This window comes from Arthrobacter sp. zg-Y1110 (assembly GCF_025244865.1).
Classification (GTDB): Bacteria; Actinomycetota; Actinomycetes; order Actinomycetales; family Micrococcaceae; genus Arthrobacter_B.
On sequence record NZ_CP104272.1, the window covers coordinates 1,767,186 to 1,786,601 of the forward strand.

General features: G+C 65.3%; 14 protein-coding genes. 7 read left to right on the forward strand and 7 right to left on the reverse strand.

Features of this window, described 5'->3' with window-relative positions; genetic code table 11:
- Positions 1–200 precede the first annotated feature (200 nt).
- The 5 genes from polA (at position 201) to ligA (ending at position 8,597) form a co-directional block, all read left to right on the forward strand.
- Complete coding sequence (polA, locus tag N2K99_RS08225) at positions 201–2,834, forward strand: DNA polymerase I (protein WP_231711825.1); 2,634 nt, start codon at positions 201–203, stop codon at positions 2,832–2,834.
- A 28-nt stretch (positions 2,835–2,862) separates the two neighbouring features.
- Positions 2,863–4,194 (forward strand): GNAT family N-acetyltransferase, encoded by a 1,332-nt coding sequence (locus N2K99_RS08230; protein ID WP_227933473.1) that lies wholly within the window; start codon positions 2,863–2,865, stop codon positions 4,192–4,194.
- Between the two features lie 277 nt (positions 4,195–4,471).
- Entirely contained in the window at positions 4,472–5,944 is a 1,473-nt protein-coding gene (rpsA, locus tag N2K99_RS08235) for a 30S ribosomal protein S1 (RefSeq protein WP_227921792.1), read from the forward strand.
- 329 nt (positions 5,945–6,273) lie between these two features.
- Positions 6,274–6,594, forward strand: coding sequence for a hypothetical protein (locus tag N2K99_RS08240; RefSeq protein ID WP_227921790.1), 321 nt, complete (start codon positions 6,274–6,276; stop codon positions 6,592–6,594).
- Positions 6,591–8,597: an NAD-dependent DNA ligase LigA gene (gene ligA / locus N2K99_RS08245; RefSeq protein WP_227933474.1), complete on the forward strand. Its 2,007-nt coding sequence runs from the start codon at positions 6,591–6,593 to the stop codon at positions 8,595–8,597. Before N2K99_RS08240 ends, ligA begins: the two co-directional genes overlap by 4 nt.
- A gap of 46 nt (positions 8,598–8,643) precedes the next feature.
- Here ligA and N2K99_RS08250 read toward each other — a convergent pair whose 3' ends face one another.
- From N2K99_RS08250 to N2K99_RS08280, 7 genes are all read right to left on the reverse strand, one after another.
- Complete coding sequence (locus N2K99_RS08250) at positions 8,644–9,618, reverse strand: LacI family DNA-binding transcriptional regulator (RefSeq protein ID WP_231709403.1); 975 nt, start codon at positions 9,616–9,618, stop codon at positions 8,644–8,646.
- A 104-nt stretch (positions 9,619–9,722) separates the two neighbouring features.
- Positions 9,723–11,177 (reverse strand): GH1 family beta-glucosidase, encoded by a 1,455-nt coding sequence (locus N2K99_RS08255; protein ID WP_227933475.1) that lies wholly within the window; start codon positions 11,175–11,177, stop codon positions 9,723–9,725.
- Entirely contained in the window at positions 11,177–12,079 is a 903-nt protein-coding gene (locus N2K99_RS08260) for a carbohydrate ABC transporter permease (protein WP_374200041.1), read from the reverse strand. The genes N2K99_RS08255 and N2K99_RS08260 overlap by 1 nt, the downstream gene beginning before the upstream one ends.
- A complete protein-coding gene (locus tag N2K99_RS08265) occupies positions 12,076–13,077 on the reverse strand; it encodes a carbohydrate ABC transporter permease (RefSeq protein WP_227921781.1) in 1,002 nt (333 codons plus the stop codon). The genes N2K99_RS08260 and N2K99_RS08265 overlap by 4 nt, the downstream gene beginning before the upstream one ends.
- Before the next feature lie 56 nt (positions 13,078–13,133).
- The gene (locus tag N2K99_RS08270) at positions 13,134–14,447 is read right to left on the reverse strand and encodes an ABC transporter substrate-binding protein (RefSeq protein ID WP_227933476.1); all 1,314 of its coding nucleotides are present in this window, start codon (positions 14,445–14,447) and stop codon (positions 13,134–13,136) included.
- A 246-nt stretch (positions 14,448–14,693) separates the two neighbouring features.
- A complete protein-coding gene (locus N2K99_RS08275) occupies positions 14,694–15,863 on the reverse strand; it encodes a methyltransferase (protein WP_227933477.1) in 1,170 nt (389 codons plus the stop codon).
- Positions 15,856–16,533 carry a YigZ family protein gene (locus N2K99_RS08280; RefSeq protein ID WP_227933478.1) on the reverse strand — a complete coding sequence of 226 codons (678 nt, stop codon included), beginning with the start codon at positions 16,531–16,533 and terminating at the stop codon, positions 15,856–15,858. Before N2K99_RS08280 ends, N2K99_RS08275 begins: the two co-directional genes overlap by 8 nt.
- 51 nt (positions 16,534–16,584) lie before the next feature.
- Between N2K99_RS08280 and coaE the strand changes: the two genes are divergently transcribed.
- Together coaE and uvrB are read left to right on the forward strand one after the other, a co-directional pair.
- Positions 16,585–17,205: a dephospho-CoA kinase gene (coaE, locus tag N2K99_RS08285; RefSeq protein ID WP_227921771.1), complete on the forward strand. Its 621-nt coding sequence runs from the start codon at positions 16,585–16,587 to the stop codon at positions 17,203–17,205.
- Positions 17,206–17,262: 57 nt separating this feature from the next.
- A complete protein-coding gene (gene uvrB, locus N2K99_RS08290; protein ID WP_227921769.1) occupies positions 17,263–19,341 on the forward strand; it encodes an excinuclease ABC subunit UvrB in 2,079 nt (692 codons plus the stop codon).
- Positions 19,342–19,416: the final 75 nt, after the last annotated feature.

Here is a 19,416-nt window from a genome sequence, read left to right on the forward strand (position 1 = left end):
CTACCAAACTGGCCACGACCCCCTTGAGCAGCAACATTAACGGCGACATTAACGGCAACACGGAAGACGGCGGCAAAACGAGCGTCGATAACGGCAGCACCGCCGTCGAAAGCGCGGGCACCCCGGGTGCAGCGGCCGCTTCGCTGGGAACCGTGAACGCCGGGGGACACAACCGGCTGCTGGTGATTGACGGACACTCCATGGCGTTTCGGGCCTTCTACGCGCTCCCGGCCGAGAACTTCTCCACCGACACCGGCCAGCACACCAACGCCGTCTACGGTTTCACCTCCATGCTGATCAACCTGATCAAGGAGGAGAAGCCCACTCACGTGGCCGTGGCCTTCGACCTGGACACGCCTACCTTCCGGTCTGAGGAGTACACCGAATACAAGGGCGGACGGAACAAGACGCCCGAGGAGTTCCACGGGCAGATTGACCTGATCATCAAGGTCATGGAAGCCATGCGCATTCCCACGCTGTCCATGGACGGCTACGAAGCGGATGACATCCTTGCGACGCTGGCCGAGAAGGCGTCCGCCCTTAACTGGGACGTCATGGTCGTCTCGGGGGACCGGGATGCCTTCCAGCTGGTGGATGACCACGTCACGGTGTTCTACCCCAAGAAGGGTGTTTCCGACCTGCCTCGCATGGACGCCGCAGCCGTGGAAGCCAAATACCTGGTTCCCCCGGACAAGTACTCCGACCTCGCTGCCCTGGTGGGCGAGAGCGCGGACAACCTGCCCGGCGTCCCGGGCGTGGGTCCCAAGACCGCTGCCAAGTGGATCAAGCTTTACGGCGGGCTCGAAGGCATTCTCGAGAACCTGGACTCCATCAAGGGCAAGGTGGGCGATTCCCTGCGCGAGAACATCGAGGACGTCAAGCGGAACCGGCGCCTGAACCGGCTGCTGCGGGACCTGGACCTGCCGGTGGACCTCGAGGCCATGGCCGCCCAGCGGCCGGACCGGGAGGCCATTGAGGAACTCTTTGACGCCCTGCAGTTCAACGCGCTGCGCAAGCGGCTCTTCGACGTCTACGGGGAGGACGAGGGCGAGGCCGCCGCGCACGCCGAAGTGGCCGCCCCTGAACACAGCATCATCACCGATGCCGCGGAACTGGACAGCTGGTTCCGTGCCGCCAACCAGGCACGCACTGCCGTGCAGTTGGTGACGGAGGGTGCCGCCGGGGCGCGCGACGTCGTCGGCATTGCCCTGGTGACGGACGCCTCGGCCGCCTACGTGCCGCTCACCGAGCTCGACGGCGCCGCCGAGCAGGTGCTGGCGGATTGGCTGGCGGACCTGGACGCACCCAAGGTGGTCCACGATTTCAAGGAAGCCTACAAGGCACTGGCTGCCCGCGGCCTGCACCTGGCCGGCGAGGTCGATGACACCGCCATCTCCGGCTACCTGATCCAGCCGGACCGCCGCAGCTACGAACTGGCGGACCTGGCGCAGTACCACCTGAAGATGAACATCGTTCCCGCGGCGGCTGCCAGCAACCAGCTGGAACTGTCCCTCGGGGACGAAGACGCGGCAACGCCGGCCGTGTCCAAGGCGTTTGCCGCCCTGCGGCTGAGCGAGCACTTTGCCGGCCAGCTTGTGGAGCGCGGCGCCAACCAGCTGCTCGGCGGACTGGAACTGCCGCTGTCCGAGGTCCTCGCGGAAATGGAGCTTGCCGGCATTGCGGTGTCCTCCGAGAAGCTGGACCGGCTGCTGGACGATTTCAGCGCCACCATCACCCGCGCGAGCGAGGAAGCCTTCCGGATCATCGGCAAGGAGATCAACCTCGGGTCCCCGAAGCAGCTGCAGGCCGTCCTCTTCGACGAACTCGGCCTGCCGAAGACCAAGAAGATCAAGACCGGGTACTCCACCGACGCCGATGCGCTGACGGACCTGATCGTGAAGACCGGACACCCGTTCCTGGAGCAGCTGCTCGCCTTCCGCGACGCGTCCAAGCTGCGCTCCACCGTCGAGGGCCTGCGGAAGTCCGTTGCCGACGACGGCCGCATCCACACCACTTACGCCCAGACGGTGGCCGCCACCGGACGGCTGTCCTCGGTGAACCCGAACCTGCAGAACATCCCGATCCGCTCCGAAGAGGGCCGGCGCATCCGCGAGGTCTTCGTGGTCGGCGAAGGCTACGATTCGCTGCTCACCGCGGACTACTCGCAGATCGAAATGCGGATCATGGCCCACCTCTCCGGCGACGAAGGGCTGATCTCCGCCTTCCAGGCGGGCGAGGACCTGCACCGCTTCGTCGGGTCGCACGTGTTCAACGTGGCCCCCGAAGAGGTCACCAGTGCCATGCGCTCCAAGGTCAAGGCCATGTCCTACGGCCTGGTCTACGGCCTGAGCTCCTTCGGCCTGTCCAAGCAGCTGGCCATCCCGGTGGACGAGGCCCGGACCCTGATCCGTGACTACTTCGAGCGGTTCGGTGCCGTGCGTGACTACCTGCGCGGCGTCGTCGAGCAGGCCCGCAAGGACGGCTTCACCTCCACCATCGAGGGCCGCCGCCGCTACCTGCCGGACCTGTCCAGCGACAACCGGCAGCTGCGCGAAATGGCCGAACGGGCCGCGCTCAATGCACCTATTCAGGGATCCGCGGCGGACATCATCAAAAAGGCCATGCTCGGCGTGGACCGTGAACTGAAGGCGCAGGGGCTGAAATCCCGGATGCTGCTGCAGGTCCATGATGAACTGGTCCTCGAAGTCGCCGCCGGGGAGCGGGACGCGGTGGAGAAGCTGGTGCGGGAGCAGATGGGTTCCGCGGCGGACCTGTCCGTTCCGCTGGATGTCTCCGTCGGCGAGGGCATCAGCTGGCACGAGGCCGGGCACTAGGCGCTGCCGCCTAAACACAGGGGGAACCATGGAGACGGACCACAGCACGGACAGCACCGCGGACGGGCTGCGGTTCGCTTCCTTCCCCGCCGGCTACGACGCCGCGGACCCGGGCAAGGCTGACGAGCGGACGGCCAGGTGGGTCGACGCCGTCAACCTGGGCTTCCACGAGGACCGCACCAAAGAGGACCGGCTGCCCGCCCAGGTGGACGGTTACCTGCGGGACGGCCGTGTCCTGACCGCGGTGTACGACGACAACCTGCCGGAGTATGCCTGGGACCCGGCAGTGCCCGTGGCCACCTACGCCACCATGGTCAATGACCTCAACGTCGGAGGAAGCGAACTGCTGCCCACGCACCTGGTCACGGCGGTCACCGTCCGGCCCACGCACCGGCGCCGGGGCATCCTGCGGCGGATGATTACCGCGGACCTCACCCGGGCCAAAGACTCCGGCCTGGCGCTGGCCGCCCTCACCGCGTCGGAAGCAACCATTTACGGGCGCTTCGGGTTCGGGGCCGCCACGTCCACCGCCGGCGTCGAACTGGACACCCGCGGCGGCCTCGAATTCGCTGCCCCGCCGCGCGGCAGTATCGCGATTGCCGACGCCGACAAGCTCCGGGAGCTCGTGCCGGAAATCTTCCGGGCCCATCTGGAACGCACCTTCGGCGCCCTGGGGCGGCAGCATGCGTACGCCATGCGTGCTGCGGGGAAGTGGAGCGGGGAAAACACTGAACCGGACACGGCCATACGGGGTGTCCTCCGATACAACTCTGACGGCGTCCCGGACGGATATGCGGCCTACAAGTCGCTGGGCTGGCAGAACGAGCCGCATACGGTGAAGATCACCGATCTGGTGGCGGCCAGCGACGAGGCCTACCGCGAACTCTGGCGCTACCTCGGATCCATCGACCTGGTGGACCGGCTGACCTTCTCCGAGGCCCCGGTGGAGGACCCGCTGCCGTGGATGCTCGCCGACCGGCGCCGGTACAAGGTCAAGGACGTCGAGGATGTCCTGTGGCTGCGGATCCTGGACCCGGTGGCCGCCCTGACGGCGCGCGGATACTTCGGCGACGGCACGATAGTGCTCGACGTCGAAGATCCAATGGCGCTGGCTGGGGGGAGTTTCCTACTCGAGGTGCGCGGCGGCGTCGGAACCGCACGACCGGCCGGAGTCGGAGAAGACGCGGACACGCCGCGGGTGCAGCTGACTGCGGCGGCACTCGGTTCCCTGTATCTGGGGGCCGTGAGCGCGCGGACGCTGGCGGCAGCCGGGTCGGTGCAGGCCGGGGAAGCGGCCCTGGGCGTCCTGGACGAGCTGTTTTCGGCCGGACCGGCGCCTTACTGCAGCACGCATTTCTAATCACCTGAGTGGCAGGCGGGTATTTTTCGACGTCAGCCCGGCAGTTCCCTTTGACCTGCGTTGGCGGGTCCGGCTAGACTGATCGGGCGCGTAATAGCGCAAGTTATAACCAATCCTGTCCATCTCCGGGCAAACAAGCTGTTCGTCTTCGGCACTTTCGTGCCTTCGGCATTCACTTGGGCAAGTATCTTGCCTGCGGGGGCCACCCGGCCCAACCGCCGGTTAGTGGAAACCAGTCCGGAATACAAAACAACTTCCACATCGGAGTCCCAACTACATGACCATCACCACCAACGAGAAGTCCGGTACCCCGCAGGTCGCCATCAACGACATCGGTACTGCCGAGGACTTCCTCGCCGCGATTGACGCAACGATCAAGTACTTCAACGACGGCGATCTCGTCGAAGGTACCGTTGTCAAGGTTGACCGCGACGAGGTCCTGCTCGACATCGGTTACAAGACCGAGGGTGTCATCCCTTCCCGCGAGCTTTCCATCAAGCACGACGTTGATCCCGGAGACGTTGTCTCCGTCGGCGATCAGGTCGAAGCCCTGGTGCTCACCAAGGAAGACAAAGAAGGCCGTCTGATCCTCTCCAAGAAGCGTGCTCAGTACGAGCGTGCCTGGGGCGACATCGAGAAGGTCAAGGAAGAAGACGGCGTCGTTACCGGTACCGTCATCGAGGTTGTCAAGGGTGGTCTTATCCTCGACATCGGGCTGCGCGGCTTCCTGCCTGCATCCCTCGTGGAGATGCGTCGCGTCCGCGACCTGGCTCCGTACATCGGTCAGCAGATCGAAGCCAAGATCATCGAGCTGGACAAGAACCGCAACAACGTTGTTCTGTCCCGCCGTGCCTGGCTCGAGCAGACCCAGTCCGAGGTTCGTTCCACGTTCCTCAACAAGCTGGAAAAGGGCCAGGTTCGTCCCGGCGTTGTTTCCTCCATCGTCAACTTCGGTGCATTCGTGGACCTTGGCGGCGTAGACGGCCTCGTCCACGTTTCCGAGCTGTCCTGGAAGCACATCGACCACCCCTCCGAGGTTGTCGAAGTTGGCCAGGAAGTCACCGTTGAGGTTCTGGAAGTTGACCTTGACCGCGAGCGTGTCTCCCTGTCGCTGAAGGCTACGCAGGAAGATCCGTGGCAGACCTTCGCCCGCACCCACGCCCTCGGCCAGGTTGTTCCGGGTAAGGTCACCAAGCTCGTTCCGTTCGGTGCGTTCGTCCGCGTCGAAGACGGCATCGAAGGCCTGGTCCACATCTCCGAACTGGCTGTCCGCCACGTGGAGCTCGCCGAGCAGGTTGTCTCCGTTGGAGACGAACTGTTCGTCAAGGTCATCGACATCGATCTCGAGCGTCGCCGCATCTCGCTGTCCCTGAAGCAGGCCAACGAGGGTGTCGATCCCGAGGGCACCGAGTTCGATCCGGCTCTGTACGGCATGGCCGCAGAGTACGACGAAGCCGGCAACTACAAGTACCCGGAGGGCTTCGACCCCGAGTCCAACGAATGGCTCGAAGGCTACGAAACCCAGCGCGCAGCTTGGGAGCAGCAGTACGCTGACGCCCAGGCACGTTGGGAAGCCCACAAGAAGCAGGTTGCTCAGCACAACTCCGAGGACATCGCTGCTGCTTCGGAATCCACCGATTCCGGCACCACCAGCTACTCCTCCGAGCCGGCCGTTGCCGAGACGGGTGCCGGCACGCTGGCTTCCGACGAAGCCCTGGCTGCACTGCGCGAGAAGCTCACGGGAAACTAATTCCCACTGGTTCCGCTGTCCGGTAAGCCGGACCGTGTAACTGCCTAAAGCGGGCCTCCACTTCGGTGGGGGCCCGCTTTTGCGTGCCCGGGCGTGTCTGGCTGCCCGCCGGCGATCGGCAACTCTAGGGTAGGGCCGGAGAACGGTTTTTCGATGTCGATCAGGGGGAGAGCATGGCGGAACAAGGGGCCCGGCCGGAGCAAGGGGCGTATCCGCCGCAGCAGCAGTCATACCCATACCCGCAGCAGCCTTACCCGCAACAGGTTTTTGCGCAAACGCCTTACGGCCGCCCGGCGAAGGCCAGGTCCGGTGCCGAGTTCGCTGCCCTGATGACCGCCTCAGTGCTCACCGCCGTCGTCGGCGCCTATGCCACGCTCGTCGCATTCGTTGTCTTTATCAATCTCGGCATGACGCAGGGCGGTTCCGACGAGTCCGGGGAACGAGCGAAATACGAGGTTATGGCCCTGCTTCTGTGCCCCGGACCGTTCGTCGCCTTGGGTCTTGCCTGGGGCGGCTATGCCGTGCTCCGCCGGTTGAAGCATCCGACGGCGGCGCGGTGGTGGTTCGGTGCGGCACTGCTCATCTGGTTCATGGTGTTCCTGTTCTGGCTGGGTCCGGAAGTGGCGTTCCCCATGACGGAATCGGTATGAGGAACTTCCACATCACCGCTGACAATTACGACCAGTTGGTGGCGCAGGCCCTGTCCGCCGCCAGGTCCTACGAGCAGACCGACATCGAGGAAATGCCGGACGCCCGGTTCGACAGTCTGCTGGCGGCGATCCTGTCCTACGAAACGGCCAACGGCATCTCCCCGCGCCACGGGCTGCACTGGGCTGTCGGCCATGGGGGTGCCGAAGGCGGGAACGTCGAGCATGCCTCGCCGGCCGGATCCTTGGAAAAGCCCGGCGAGGAGAAGGTCATCGAGTTCGCCGCCACGCACCCAGATGCAGTGGTTGAACCGAAGATCGACGGCATGGCGATTATTGTCCGGTATGCGGACGGGCACCTGGTTTCTGCTGCCACGCGGGGCGACGGCTACACCGGTGAAGACGTCACCGCCAAGATCCGCGGCGTCGAGGGGCTGCCCGCGTTGGCCGGCGCGGGCGACTTCGAAGTCCGCGGCGAGCTGTACCTGAACGAGGCGAACCTGGGACAGGCCAACGCGATCCGCGCCGCGGCAGGCCAGGCGCCGTTCAGGAACGCCCGCAACGGAGTAGCCGGAATGCTGAACAAGGACGGCACCACCTACGCCGGCCTGTTCTCCTTCGCGGCATACTCCGCCACGCGGGACGCAGACGACGCGATGGAAGAGCTTTCAGCCCTGGGCTTCACGACGGCGCGGTCCCTGCTGCCGCGAGTAGTCCTGGCCGCGGAAGACCCGATGGCAGCAGTCGCTGCCCTGGGCGCGGTGCGTTCGGACCTGGGTTTCCCCATCGACGGTGCCGTCCTGAAGGTGCCCGCCGCCGCAGAGCGGAAAACCCTGGGGGAGGGACCGCATGCCCCGAAGTGGGCGGTGGCCTACAAGTACCCGCCGGCTCAGGTGCCTGCCGTCATAGAAGACATCGAACTCGATATCGGTAAGACCGGGCGGCTATCCATCCGTGCCCGGTTCACGCCCGTGGACGTGGACGGTTCCACGATCGAATATGCCTCCCTGCACAACGTCCGGGACCTGTTGAAGAAGGACATCCGCATCGGGGACTCCGTTATGGCGTACAAGGCCAATGACGTTATCCCGCAGGTCCACCTCCCGCGCGCCGACCTGCGGGACCCCTCTTCCACGCCGTGGGAACCGCCGGCAGGCTGTCCCAAATGTGGCCGGGAATTCGACAAGTCCACCGAGTTGTGGCGGTGCATCAATCCCGAATGCTCTGTTTCCGGGCGGATTTCCTACGCAGTCTCCCGCGACGCCGGGTTGGATATCGACGGCGTCGGCGGCTCCACCGGGGACGCCCTTATCGAAGCGGATCTGGTCCGGGATGTCTCGGACATCTTTCACCTGACCGAAGACCAGCTTGCCGACTTGAAGCTGGGCACGGCCGGGTCGGGCGCGGACCGGGTCCTCGGGGTCAAGAAGGCCAGAAAAATCATGGCCGAAATCGAGCAGGCCAAGTCCCGGCCGCTGAACCGGGTCATCACAGCCCTGGCCATGCGCTACACCGGACGGACCTTCGGTCGCCGCCTGGCCGCGCGCTTCGGGACGATGGAGAACCTCCGGCGCGCCTCGGTGGACGACCTCGCGGGTGTCGAAGGCATCGGCAAAGCGAAGGCTGAAGTTATCCATGCAGCGCTGAAGGACAACGGGCCGGTCATTGACCGCCTGGCCGCGGCTGGGGTGAATATGGGCACCCCGGTGTCCGCGCCGGTGAAGGCCGCCAAGGCAGCCACGCTCGTCACCCCAGAGGGGGAGGCCATGAATGTGGTCATCACCGGCTCCCTGAAGGGCAGCGCGCTGGGCTCCCTGACCCGGGCGGGTGCCCAGGAACTGATCGAAGCGAACGGAGGCCGCGCTGCCGGTTCGGTCTCGAAAACCACGTCCCTCCTGGTGTGTGCCGAGCCGGGAAGCAGCAAGTTCGTCCGTGCGCAGGAGCTGGGCATCAGGATCGTCACGCCGGACGAGTTCGCCGAGATGCTCGGAGCGGACGACCGGTAGAGCGGCAGCCCCGCGTTGCGAAGCGGTCGAAAATGCGGGGCTCTGCCTAGGCCGAGTCCCGCACCACCAGCGATGTCGGGAGGCGGTTGACCCGTTCGGTCGGCCGGCCTTCAATCAGGTCCACCAGCACCTCCGCCATCTTTCCGCCCAGGGCGGTGATCGGGTGATGGATGGTCGTCAGGGCAGGACTAAGGCTGGTGGCGTAGTAGTCGTCGTCGAACCCCACCACGGCGATATCCTCCGGGATGCGCAGCCCCCGTTCCTGCAGCACCGAATACGCACCCGACGCCATCTGGTCGTTTGCCGCAAAGACCGCGTCGATGTCCCTGCCGCGGTCCAGCAGGCGGCGCATCGCGGCCGCCCCGGAGGCTACAGTAAAGTCCCCGGTCTCCACCAGGGCGTCATCCAGGCCTGCACGGCGGACTTCAGCCCGCCAGCCGGCGAGCCGGTCCACACCTGCAAGCATGTCCTGCGGCCCGGCGATTGTGGCAATGCTGCGCCGCCCGGCGCCGGTGAGCCTGGCCGTGGCAGCCGCAGCGCCTTCCTCATTGTCCACTTCCACGAAGTAGCTCTGACCGGCATCCACCAGCGGACGCCCGGCGAAAACCACCGGCAGCTGACCGTTCAACCGCTCCCAGGAATGGTCGCCCGTGTGGTGGGAAACCACGAGCACGCCGTCCACGTTGCCGCCCAGCAGGTAACGGCGGGTTTTCTCCGGGTTGGATTCCGAGGAGGTCACCATGTTGAGCATGTATTCGGTGGTGTTCAGGTAGCGGGCGATTCCTTCCACCACACTGGCGAAGAAGGGATCCGCAAAGACCTTGGAGGTGGACTCCGGAACGAGCAGCGTCACCGTATATGTCCGCCGGCTGGCCAGGGTCCGGGCGGCGCGGTTGGGTACATAGTTCAGCGCCCGGACTGCCTTTTCCACCGAGTCGGCCATGCTCGGGTCAACGGAAGGGGAACCGTTGACCACCCGGGACACCGTGGCCCTGGAAACGCCGGCCAGGGCGGCCACCATTTCCAGGGTCGGCACGGGGCGCGCCTGGCCGGATTCAGCACTCACTGTTTTCTCCTACGCGACTGAGGGGCGAGACGCCCGATCGGTGCCCAGTTTACGGGACGTCACACCATCGAGGCGGTCGCCGTCCCACGGGTGCCGGAATCCTCGCCCCGGCTAGCCGCGATCAGCCGGCTGTAGGCAAGGCCGCTGTCCTTGACCGTGCGTTCCTGGGTGTCGTAATCCACCCGGACAATACCGAAACGCTTGCTGTAGCCCCAGGACCACTCGAAGTTGTCCATCAAGGACCACACGAAGTAGCCGCGGACGTCTGCTCCCGCGTCAATCGCACGGCCGACAGCGGCGATGTGGTCCATGATGAAGCCGGTGCGTTCGGCATCCGGCACGCTGCCGTCATCGCTCACGACGTCGTCGTAGGCTGCCCCGTTTTCGGTGATGTACAGCGGCGGCAGAGCCGGGTACTCCTCGCCCAGGCGGACCAGGAGCCGGCGGAGCCCGTCGGGGTTGACCTCCCAGCCCATGGCGGTACGGGGCAGGCCACGGCTCGGGAACGTGATGTGTTCGGCGCCGATCCATGGGGAGGCCACGGGCCTCCCGGAGCCGCCGGAATGGCCGTCGGCGCCGCTGGTGTCCGGGTGCCCGCTGATCTGGTCATCGTGGTAATGGTTCACTCCCAGGAAATCGATGGGGGTCCCAATGATCTCCAGGTCGCCCGGATGGATGGCCTCGGCCAAGCCAAACGGCTCCAGGTCCTTCAGCGAATCCTCCGGATAGGCGCCCCGAAGGATGGGGTCGAGGAAGATGCGGTTCTGCAGGGAGTCAAAGAGCCGTGCCGCTTCCAGGTCCACGGGATCGGAGGCATCCCGCGGGATGGAGTTGCTGAGGTTCAGCGTGATACCCAGCTGCTGGGCGCCGCGGGAACGGAGTTCGTTGACAGCCAGGCCGTGGGCGAGATGCTGATGGTGGACCGCTGCGATGGCGGCGCGGGGTTCCTGCCGGCCCGGAGCGTGTACCCCGGATCCGTAGCCCAGCAGGGACGAGCAGAACGGTTCGTTGAAGGTGGTCCAGTGCTGCACCCGGTCCCCAAGGGCCGAGTAGACATCATTGGCGTACTCAACAAAGCGGTACGCGGTGTCCCGGTTGGCCCAGCCGCCCTTCTCTTCCAGGGCCTGCGGCAGATCCCAGTGGTAGAGGGTGAGCCAGGGCAGGATCCCGGCGCCGAGGAGTTCATCCACCAGGCGGGAGTAGAAGTCCAGCCCCGCACTGCTGGTGCCGCGGTCTCCCGGCCGCACCCGTGCCCAGCTGGTGGAGAAGCGGTAGGAGTCCAGTCCAAGGTCCTTCATCAGGGCGACGTCGGCAGGCATGCGGTGGTAATGGTCCACTGCTACTGCCGGAGTGTCGAGATTCTTCACGTTTCCGGGGGTCCGGGCGAACGTGTCCCACACGGAGTCTTCCTTGCCGTCCTCCCATGCGGCTCCTTCGACCTGGGCCGCCGCTGTGGCGGATCCCCAGATAAAGCCCGCTGGAAAATTCTTTCGCTCCGTGGCGTTGTTCGTCATTAACCCTTCACTGCTCCCTGCATGATTCCGGATATAAGTTGTTTTCCTGCCACCGCGAAAAGGATGAGCAGGGGAATGGTTGCCAGCACGGCACCGGTAAGGACCACCGCGTAGTCGGTATACCGGTTGGACTGCAGCTGGCTTAGAGCGGTCTGGAGGGTGGGGTTTCCGGCGTCGAGTACAAGCATCGGCCACAGGAAGTCCGTCCACGCGGACATAAAGGTAAACAGGCTGAGGATGGCCATTGCCGGCCTCGCCGCGGGCAGGGCCACATGCCAGAACGTCTTGATCATGTTGGCGCCGTCCATCCGCGCGGATTCGATCAGTTCGTCCGGAATGACGTCCACCAGGTACTGGCGCATAAAGAACACGCCGAAGGCCGTCACGAGCGTCGGGATGATGACGGCGCCGATATCACCGGTCCAGCCGTAGTGCCGCATCACCATAAACAGGGGAATGATTCCGAGCTGGGTCGGAATGGCCATGGTTGCCACCACTGCGACCATGAGCCCGTTGTTCCCGCGGAAACGCAGCTTCGCGAAGGCGTAACCCGCCAGGGTGGAGAACATCACCACGGAAACAGTGATGATGGTCGAGATCAGGATGCTGTTCCACAACGCCGTCCAGAACGGAATGGTGTCGAATACCTCGGCAACGTTCTTCCAGAAATTCCCGCCCGGCAGCAACGGAGGCCAGGTAAGGCTCAGCGCTTCATTGGACCGGCTGCCCACCACTGCGGACCACCACAGCGGGTAGGCGGACCCGATGAAGAAAGCGAGCAGCAGGCCGTAGGTCAGATAGCCGGGGCGAAGGCCGTTGCCCAGGATCCGGTGCCGCAGCGCCGGGCGGCGGCGCGGGGCCCGCGGTTGGGTCCTCGGCGCGGTCTTTTCGACGATACTCACTTTTGTTTCCCTTTCACTGCGGGCCGGCGGCGCTGCCGTTTGCCGTCGGATGACGCTATCCGCCTGGACAAGGCCAGATTGAGGACTCCGAAAAGAATGATGATGAGGAACAGCAGCCAGGCAATGGCCGATGCAGCTCCGAAATCCTGCCGCTGGAAGGCCATCTCCCACAGGTAAAGAACGGTGGTCTGGAACTCGCGCTCCGGGCCGCCGGCATACGTGGGATCGAAGAGGCGCGGCTCGGTGAAGATCTGCAGTCCTCCGATTGTGGAAGTGATGACCACGAAGATCATGGTGGGCCGGATGCTCGGCAGGGTAATGCTGAAGAAACGCCGGACGGCACCGGCTCCGTCAATAGCGGCGGATTCGTAAATATCGCGCGGCACTGCCTGCATGGCGGCCAGGAGGATCAGCGCGTTGTAGCCGGTCCACCGCCAGTTGACCATGGATGCCACCGCCACGTGGCTGGGAAAGGTTTCGGTCCGCCACATGATCGGATCTATGCCGAAGTTGCTCAGGACGCTGTTGATGAGGCCATGCTGCTCGTTGAACATATAGGTGAAAATCAGGGCTACGGCAACCGGCGTAACCACGTAGGGGATGAGCACGCTCATGCGCCAGAACGTCTTGCCCCGGATGTTCTGGTCCAGGACTGCGGCTATCAGCAGGGCGCCCGCCAGCTGCGGAATCGCCGAGAGCAGGAAAATGCTCATCGTGTTGAAAAGCGAATTCCAGAAGAACCGGTCGGCGAGGACCTCGGCGAAGTTCCCCAGCCCGATAAAGTCGCCCTGGCCCTTCAGGAGGTGCCAGTCGTACAGCGAAACGTAGAACGTGTAGACCAGCGGAAACAGGCCCACCAGTGCGAAGAGCACGAAGAACGGTGAAATGTACAGGTAGGGAGAGGCTTTGACGTCCCAGACGTTCAGGCGCTGCCTAAACGTGGGTTTGATTTTCTCCGGCGGCGCGGCGGGCGCGGGCGGCTTCATGGTTACGGTCATATCGATTCTCACAGTCCATCAGGGGGCCTCCGGTTCCCCGGAGGCCCCGCTGGGTACTAGTCCTTGACTACCAGCTCGTTCAGGAGTTGAACTGCTTCGTTCCAGGCTTCTTCGCCGTCGACCTTGCCCGCATCAAGCTGGGTCAGCGCCACACCGAAGACCTTTTCCTGGATCACTGAATCGTCCGGGCCCTTGAACTGGGCAACTACGCCTTCGGCCCGGGAAGCGAGGATCGCGCCGGTGGGGGCGTCGTTGAACATCGGATTGGGAGTCGCGTCCTTCGCCAGCTGTTCCTGCGCCTCAATGGTGCTGGGGAAGTTGTTGGCTGCCGCCGACTGCTTCACCTGCTGCTCGGGGGCGGTGAGCCAGGCTGCGAGTTTCGCGGCTTCCTCCTTGTGCTCGGAGGTTTCGGGGACTGCCAGGAACGCGCCGCCCCAGTTCGAGGCCCCGCCGGGGAAGACATCTGCGAAGTCCCAGCCCGAGTCCGCGCCGCCGCCGGCCGATTCGAGCTGTTCCTGGATGGTGCCCAGCATCCAGCCCGGGCACACGAAGGTCGCGAAGGAACCGTCAGTGAACGCCTTGCCGGTTCCCCAGTCCCACTTGGTTTCGTTGGCGGAGAGCCCTGCCTGGGTTCCGGCAGCAAGCTGCATGAATTGTTCCTTCATGGCGTCATTGCCTTCGATGTTCAAGTCACCGTCGGCAGTGTAGTAGCCCTCCTTCATCTGGTTCACCATGGAGTTCCAGACGAATCCGGACTGGTCGTACCAGGCCTTGCCGGTCTTCTCGTGGTACTGGTTGCCGAGTTCGAAGTAGGTGTCCCAGGTTGCGTCGTCGCCGCCGAAGAGTTCCGCTACGGCCTCGCGGTCGCTCGGCAGGCCGGCTTCCTCGAACAGCTTGCCGTTGTAGCACAGGCCCTGCGGTCCGATGTCGGTGCCGTAGCCGATGACCCGGCCGTCGGCGTCGGTGCCCTGCTTGTACTTCCAGTCCACCCAGTTGTCCTTGATATCTTCCGCGCCGTACTCGTTCAGGTCCACGAACTGGTCCGAGACGTCCATGACCGCACCGAGCCAGCCTTCTTCGAGGGCCACCACGTCGCTGACGCCGGAACCGGCCGCGAGCTTGGTGAAGAGGTCCGTCTGCGCATTGGCGCCGCGGTCGATGTTGTTGGCCTGGATGTCGATGCCGGGGTTGGCTTCCTCGTATTCGGCATACAGATCGTCGTAGCCGAAGGTTCCGAAGGTGGTGACGGTCAGCTTCAGGGGATTGTCTTCACTGGCAGCTTCGCTGTCGCCGCCGCCGCAGCCTACGGCCAGCAGGGCTACTACGGCAGCACCTGCAATCGCCGCCGCGGGATGTCGGAAATTCTTCACGGTCACTCCTTTGTGTGTGGGTAAAGCAGTTGATGATCCCGGGTGGTAGACCGTGCCTGGTGCTTGGGTGGCGTGATCCGACGAAAGCGGGAGGAAAGAAAAGCGGTTCCTGCGGCGGGAGCGGAGTCTGAGAGAGCGCTCTCTACGCGTCGGTTACAGGCTAGGAGTGATCTGCGCCACTGTCAAGAGAGCGCTCTCTCCGGTTCGAAAGCCGCGCCCTGGAGGGGCCGTACGGCGGGTGCGGCGTTAGCGCCGGGTGCTGACCGTGACCGTGAACTTGGGGTTGCGGGCTACTTCCCGGGTGGGACCCACCAGCCTGGTCAGGGCGGGCCGATACAGCAGGTGGCTGTTCCAAACCGTCCAGAGTTCGCCACCCGGCTGCAGGACACGTCCGGCATCGGCAAAAAGCTTGAGTGCGATTCCGGCATGCACCGCGGCGCCGATATGGAACGGCGGGTTCAGCACCACCAGTTCTTCCGAGCTGTCCGGCAGCGGGCCCAGCGCATCGGCCCGGGTGACGACGGCGCGGTCCGCCACGCCGTTGGCCGCCAGGGTACGCACGGCGGAGGACGCAGCAGCGGCTGACTGGTCCGTGGCCAGCACGGTGAGGTCCGGTCGGGTCAGTGCAAGGTAGGCGGCGATGGTGCCGGTCCCGCAGCCAAGGTCCACGGCGCGTCGGGCAGCGCGGGCGGAGGCCAGGTGCGGCAGCAGGAACCGCGTGCCGGGATCCAGTGCGGTACCGCCGAACGCCGCGCCGTAGGCCCAGAGTTCCAGCGGCTGCGCCAGGCCGACGTCGTGCCGCTGCGACACCGGGAAGGACGGTTCCGGGAGCTGCTCTGGCGGAAGGGGTGAGCGGGCCGTCAGGACCCGGGATTTCTGCCGGCCCAGCCCGGCGGTGACGGAGCCGAAGTAGCGGGCGAGGACCTCGTTCATGGCCGGAGTCATGTGCTTGACCCGTCCGCCGGCGTAGACCGCGACATCCGGTGCGGCGGAGGCCGCGATCAGCGCAGCGATCTCTTCCAGCGCGGCCAGCGAGCGGGGGAGCCGCAGCAGCACCAGGCGGGCGTCCTTCACAAGCGGTGCCGTGAGGGAATGGTGGCTGAAAACGTCCGGCAGCCCCAGATCCGCGGCGTTGGCATCCAGCGCCTGTTCGCCGCTCAGCGGATCCTGGTGCACACGGAGGCGGCGCAGCCCGTGCCGGGCCGCAGCTCCCAGCGTGAGCGCGCCGTAGGAATCGCCGATGACGACGACGCCGGGCTGGTCCGGGTCCGCTGCTGCGGAGAGATCTGCTGCGGCAGTATCGAGCAGCAGGGTGTCGGCGGCGTCCCAGGCCTGCAGGTTGGGGGCTTCGACGTCCGGCCTGCGGCGCAGGCGGGAAAAGTCGAAATCGGTCCGGCCCGGTGCGGGGTCAGTCACGGTCGATCCATTCTGTTCCAAGGGGGACCGGCTCGGAGGCTCCGGCGGTCAGGGAAGCGAGCCTGGCATGGAAGGCATCCAGGGCGTCGGGGATGTCCGGCAGGGCGACGTTGATGGAGGCGCCGGCGGCCGAATAATCCGTGCCCAGCACGCTGACGCCTGCGGTGCGGAGGTCGTTTTCCAGCCGTCCGGCCGCGGAGTGTCCGGCCGGAATGCCGTAAAGCTGCATCCGCCGTCGCCTCAGCAGGGGAGCGGTGTCGAGGGCCGAGGAGACGGACTCGGAGTAGGCACGCACCAACCCGCCCGCACCGAGAAGGATCCCCCCGAAGTAGCGGACGGTCACGGCGGTGATATCGCTGAGATCCGTCGCTCCGTTGAAGGTCTCCCGCTTGGTCAGCGCTTCCAGCATCGGAATGCCGGCGGTGCCGGAGGGTTCGCCGTCGTCGCTGGAGCGTTGGACTTCGCGACCGGGACCCAGCACGAAGGCGCTGCAGTGGTGCCGGGCGTCATGGAACTCGCGGCGCAGGTCCGCCACCAGGGCCCGCGCCTGCTCCTCCGTTTCGGTGCGGCGCAGCACGGTAATGAAGCGTGAGCGTCGGATTTCAAGTTCAGCGCGGTGTTCACCGGCGATGGTGGTGTAGCGCCCCGCCGCCGCGTCGATATCGCTCACTCTTCCAGTCTAGTAGGCGGTTCCGGCCCGGGACGGCGGTAGGGTGGGGGCATGCTCAAGGTTGGACTCACCGGCGGGATCGCTGCCGGAAAATCCCTTGTCGCCCGGACCCTCGTTCGGTGCGGCGCCGTGCTGGTGGACGCCGATGCCCTGGCCCGTGAAGTGGTGGAGCCGGGCACCGAAGGCCTGGCCGCCGTCGTCGAGGCCTTCGGCCCTCAGATCCTGGCCGCAGACGGCTCGCTGGACCGCCCGGCGCTGGCCGCAGTGGTCTTCGGCGACGAGGAACGCCGTACGGTGCTGAACGGCATCATCCATCCGCTGGTCCGGGCGCGGGCCGCGCAGCTTGCGGCGGAGGCCCCGCCGGACGGGATCCTGGTCCAGGACATCCCGCTGCTGGTGGAAACCGGCCAGGCCGGGAACTTCGACTTCGTCGTCGTGGTGGAGGCGCCCGAGGACGTGCGGCTGCAGCGCATGGTGCAGGACCGGGGGATGGATCCCGAGGCCGCGCGGGCCCGGATCACCGCGCAGGCAACTCCCGAACAGCGGGCGGAGGCCGCCGACGTCGTCCTGCACAACACCGGCACCCCCGAGGAACTGGTGACTGCCGTACGCGACCTCTGGGAGACCCGGCTGGTGCCGCTGAACGAGGCGCGGAGCCGGGCCGGGCGGTAGTTCAGCCCCTAGCAAAGCGGACCACAGCTGTCCGCGGACCGGAGTAGTTTTATAGGCATGAGTCTTGCGCAGGACATCAAGAGAGTCGTGGCACCGTTTGAGGTCATCAGTGACTACAAGCCCGCCGGTGACCAGCCCACCGCCATCAAGGAACTCGCCGAGCGGATCAAAGCCGGCGAAAAGGACGTTGTCCTCCTGGGCGCCACAGGTACCGGTAAGAGCGCGACGGCGGCCTGGCTGGTGGAGCAGGTGCAGCGGCCCACACTGGTGATGGTCCAGAACAAGACGCTGGCTGCCCAGCTGGCGAACGAGTTCCGGGAGCTGCTGCCCAACAACGCGGTGGAGTACTTCGTTTCCTACTACGACTACTACCAGCCGGAAGCCTACGTCCCGCAGACGGACACCTTCATTGAGAAGGACTCCTCGATCAATGAGGAAGTCGAACGCCTGCGCCACTCGGCCACCAACGCCCTGCTGACCCGGCGTGACGTGATTGTGGTGGCGACGGTGTCCTGCATTTACGGCCTGGGCACCCCGGAAGAGTACATCGAAGCAATGGTGACCCTGCGCCGGGGCCAGCAGATGAACCGCGATGACCTGCTGCGCCGCTTCGTAGCGATGCAGTACGTCCGCAATGACATGGACTTCCACCGCGGCACCTTCCGCGTGCGCGGCGACACTGTGGAAATTATTCCGATGTACGAAGAGAACGCGATCCGCGTTGAATTCTTCGGCGACGAGATCGAGAACATCTACACCCTGCATCCGCTGACCGGGGACGTTATCCACGAAGAGACGGAGATGTACGTCTTCCCGGCGTCGCACTACGTGGCCGGCGAGGACCGGATGCACCGGGCCATCCGCCAGATCGAGGACGAGCTGCAGGTGCGGCTGAAGGAACTGGAATCGCAGAACAAGCTGGTGGAAGCCCAGCGGCTGCGGATGCGGACCACCTATGACCTGGAAATGATGCAGCAGATGGGCTTCTGCAACGGCATCGAGAACTACTCGAGGCATATCGACGGCCGCGGTCCGGGCACTGCCCCGCACTGCCTGCTGGACTATTTCCCGGACGACTTCCTGCTGGTGGTGGACGAATCCCACGTCACCATTCCGCAGATCGGTGCCATGTACGAGGGCGACATGTCCCGCAAGCGCACCCTGGTGGACCACGGCTTCCGGCTGCCCTCTGCAATGGACAACCGGCCGCTGAAATGGGACGAGTTCCTGGAACGGATCGGCCAGACCGTCTACATGTCCGCCACCCCGGGCAAGTACGAGCTGTCCAAGTCGGACGGCTTCGTGGAGCAGATCATCCGGCCCACCGGCCTGGTGGATCCGCAGGTGGTGGTCAAGCCGAGCAAGGGCCAGATCGATGACCTGCTGGGTGAAATCCGCACCCGGACCGAACGGGATGAACGCGTCCTGGTGACCACGCTGACCAAGCGGATGGCCGAGGACCTGACCGGCTATCTGCTGGAGCACGGGGTCAAGGTGGAATACCTTCACTCCGACGTCGACACGCTGCGCCGTGTGGAGCTGCTTCGGGAACTGCGGATGGGCACCTTCGATGTGCTGGTCGGCATTAACCTGCTTCGAGAGGGCCTCGACCTTCCCGAGGTGTCGCTGGTGAGCATCCTCGACGCCGACAAAGAGGGCTTCCTGCGCTCCTCCACCTCGCTGATCCAGACCATCGGCCGTGCTGCCCGTAACGTTTCGGGCGAGGTGCACATGTATGCGGACCGGATCACCGATTCCATGGCCAAGGCCATCGATGAGACCAACCGCCGGCGCGAAATCCAGGTTGCGTACAACAAGAAGCACGGTGTGGACCCGCAGCCGCTGCGCAAGAAGATCGCGGACATCACCGACCAGCTGGCCCGCGAGGATGCCGACACCAAGGCTCTCCTGGCAGAGGCGGCCAAGCAGAAGACGAAGGGCAAGGGCAAGGGGGTCCGGAAGGACGGCCTGGCTGCGGCTCCCGCCGAGGACCTCACCAGCCTGATCGCGTCCATGACCGAGCAGATGCATGCCGCTGCCGCCGAGCTGCAGTTCGAGTTGGCCGCCCGGCTCCGCGACGAGGTGGGGGACCTGAAGAAGGAACTGCGGCAGATGCAGGCCGCCGGGCACGCCTAGGCGGGATGCGGGTTGCCGGGATGCAGCAATAAAATCGTCGCCGAATGATTTCAGCCATCGCCCAGACCGCGCTTA